Below are 3295 nucleotides of genomic sequence, written 5' to 3' on the forward strand. Positions count from 1 at the left end.
GAGGGCGGGACGATCGTGCTCAAGGAGATCCTCCTGCCCCTCCTGAAATCCGGTAACCAGATCGCGTTTGTTTCCCTGCTTACCATTGTCGGTATCTCCCTCTTCATCGGTGACGGCGTGATCACACCGGCGATCAGTATCCTCTCCGCGGTGGAAGGTATCCTCCTGATCCCCGGCTATGAGAACACCTCACAGATTATCCTGATGTCCATCGCGGCACTGATCGCGATCGGTCTCTTCTCCCTGCAGGCACGGGGCTCGGAACGCGTGGCCTGGGCATTCGGGCCGGTAATGGTCATCTGGTTTATCGCCCTTGCGGCTACCGGGTTCATTGCCCTGCTTGCGGCGCCGGAAGTCCTTCTCGCCATCAATCCGGCGTACGGGGTGAACTACCTGCTTCACAACGGGCTTGAAGGGTTCCTCATCCTTTCTTCCGTCATCCTGTGTGCTACCGGGGGCGAAGCCCTGTACGCGGATATGGGGCATCTCGGGCGGGAGCCGATTGTCCGGGCATGGTATATCGTTTTCGTTGCCCTTGCCATCAACTATCTCGGCCAGGGCGCGTATATCCTGACCCACCCCGGGGCCCAGAATGTCCTCTTCGAGATGGTCTTCTCGGAATTCGCGTTCCTGTACATCCCGTTCCTGATCCTGAGTATCGCTGCCACCGTTATTGCTTCGCAGGCGATGATCTCCGGGATATTTTCCATCGTGTACCAGGGCATCACCACCCGGATCATGCCGCTGCTGCGGATCGAATACACCTCACCCCAGCTCCGGTCGCAGATCTATATCGATGTGGTCAACTGGATGCTCCTCTGTGCCGTGCTGCTGGTGATCGTGATATTCCGGTCTTCCAACAACCTCACCCACGCCTACGGCCTTGCCGTGTGCGGGACAATGACAATTACCGGCGTGATGATCCTCTGGATCCTGCTGCTGCGCGGCGAAATCATCAAGAGCCTGATCTCCTTTGCCGTCCTGGTAGTCACGTGTGTATTCCTTATCTCGAACCTGCACAAGATTCCCTATGGCGGGTACGTGTCGCTGTTGATCGCCTCCATCCCGTTCTGTGTCATCCTCATTTATGTCAAGGGGCAGAACAAGCTCGCAAATGCCTTAAATCCGATACCGCTCGATGAATTCCTCCCGAAATTTGACGAGATTTACCCCAGGGTGAACCGCATCGCGGGATCTGCACTGTTCTTTGCCCGGGATTTCCGGAAGCTGCCCCAGTACATCCAGCGGATCATGTTTACCAACAACATCATTTACGACGACAATATCATCATCTCGATCATCCGGACAGAACAACCGTTCGGGGTCACCTGGGGGGTCACAAGGGAGATAACGCCGGGCCTCTCCATCTTTGAGATTTATCTGGGGTATATGGAGATCGTCGACATCGGTCATATCCTCAAAGAAGCCGAGATCGATGAGAAGACTATCTTCTACGGTATGGAGGATATCATCACTACCCACATCGTATGGCGGATCTTCGGCGCCATCAAACGCCTCTCCCCATCCGTGGTGCAGTTCTACAAGCTGCCCTCGGACAAGATCCACGGTGTCGTGACCCGTGTCGATATGTGATCATCCCTGTTACGGGCCTGATCCGGCGATATCCTCTTATCGGTTCCTGACAAATAGTCCAGATACGCGGGAATACCTGATAAGTCCGGGATATTTCCGGACACTATGTCCTTATTAGTTTCCCGCATGAAACACTGGCGTGGATATCCGAGACCGGCCAAAGGAGCGGGATTTAGGGTCCCGTCGCGCAGGCGTTCGCAGGTTCGAATCCTGCTCCACGCATCTTACTCAGGGGTTATAGGTATCCCGTAAAAATGCCACTCTTGTAAAATCGCTTTCACTGTTCTGCTATACTGCCCGCATCGCGGCGCGCTATTTTGATCAACTCAATTCATTGGAAGATGAGATATTGGACACAATCCAGCGGGTGATAAAAGTTGTAATTCTCTGTGGTATTGGTACAAAAATTATAGGGTGGTGGTGAACAATAGTGCCACTTCCAAACGATCAATGTGTTTTGGTTTCGTTTAACTTGTCTATTTCGTAAATGAAAAAAACAATCACTCCAAGGAATGCGACTACGGACATAACAAATTCAACTGCGACTGCTCCTGGAGGTTGTGTTTTTAATTCAAGCATTTTCATAAGGAATGAAACGAGAAGATTTGGGAAAAATCCACCGATAATTCCCATTGCAATACCAATGAGAAAAAATTTTCTTTCTTTTTTATTTACACTATCTGAAGAAACTTCCCGTTGATCGTTGGGAATCTCCGGTTTTAATGTATCAAAAGCTTCTGATGGTCTTTCCAACAAAGAATTCGCAATGATTTCAGGATCTACATCGATACCGCGTAACCGAAAATAAATAAAGTGATTTTCGTCCCTACCTATCAGAAGTTTAAGGGATGATTCGGCAGGATTGAACCACTCATAAATAGAATCTTCAGAAATACCTCGTGCAATCTCGTTTAATGATTGCCACGCTTCCTTTGATGGGATCGGTTCTTTAAAACAGAAATCCACATAAAATTCATTTTCGGGTACTTGGGAATTTTTGATATCCGGATCTTTGTGCCCGCCGCATGACATGATCGTTTGAATTCTCGGATAAGAATCGATAACCTTTACGAGCGCTCTCACCCTTGGATCAATGTTTTCGTGGTTCATATCAACAAACTCACTTGGATTTTCTCATAACATAGAATACCCCAAAAAGAACCAATGCATAGACCCCAAGACCGGAAACAAAGAACACCGGGTTGATGGCATACCCCGTAAAAGCCATCGAACCCATTGCAATTATTATGGATACCAATGTGAAAGCAATAATCTTCTTCTGAAGGGCTTTGGTTTCCTCGATATCCTTCTTCGTGATATATGCAAGATACCCCATGAGGTAATACGGGTTTTCTCTGAATAACTGGAATATCTCATCTTTTTCTGTTGCTGAAACTTTCCATTCGATTACCGATTTGCAGAAGTTGTCGATATCAGATTTTGAAATATCTGATGGGGGTGATGTGGGTATTTCGCTTGTTGGAGGTATATGAGTTGTATCGGAAACACTCGCTTCCGTGTTTATGGTAATAATTTTTGAATATCGTAATATTGCTATTAAGGCAACCATTCCCACAACAAATGCAAAAATTCCCGCCAAAAAAGATACTGTCAACCCATCGATGACAATCCCAGTACCTGCAAGGATGTAACTTTTCGGAACATAAGTTGTCGTCGTTATATTTGTGGTGATATTGACGAC

3 protein-coding genes and 1 tRNA gene are annotated in these 3295 nt (G+C 48.1%); 2 read left to right on the forward strand and 2 right to left on the reverse strand.

What is annotated here, in order from left to right; translation table 11 throughout:
* Together WBL42_RS04195 and WBL42_RS04200 are read left to right on the forward strand one after the other, a co-directional pair.
* Window positions 1-1593 (forward strand): KUP/HAK/KT family potassium transporter (locus tag WBL42_RS04195; RefSeq protein ID WP_424720012.1); only part of this gene is annotated, 1593 nt, incomplete at its 5' end.
* A gap of 137 nt (window positions 1594-1730) precedes the next feature.
* Window positions 1731-1815 (forward strand) — tRNA-Leu (locus tag WBL42_RS04200).
* 225 nt (window positions 1816-2040) lie between these two features.
* Here the strand turns inward: WBL42_RS04200 and WBL42_RS04205 are convergent.
* Both WBL42_RS04205 and WBL42_RS04210 read right to left on the reverse strand, forming a co-directional pair.
* A complete protein-coding gene (locus tag WBL42_RS04205) occupies window positions 2041-2703 on the reverse strand; it encodes a hypothetical protein (protein ID WP_424720013.1) in 663 nt (220 codons plus the stop codon).
* A 10-nt stretch (window positions 2704-2713) separates the two neighbouring features.
* Window positions 2714-3295 (reverse strand): hypothetical protein (locus WBL42_RS04210; RefSeq protein WP_424720014.1); only part of this gene is annotated, 582 nt, incomplete at its 5' end.

This window comes from Methanoregula sp. (assembly GCF_049686655.1).
Taxonomy (GTDB): Archaea; Halobacteriota; Methanomicrobia; order Methanomicrobiales; family Methanospirillaceae; genus Methanoregula.

Bases quoted from the DNA above. Each gene is read 5' to 3' on its own strand.
- WBL42_RS04205 (WP_424720013.1), bottom strand. From the start codon at position 2,703: ATGAACCACGAAAACATTGATCCAAGGGTGAGAGCGCTCGTAAAGGTT.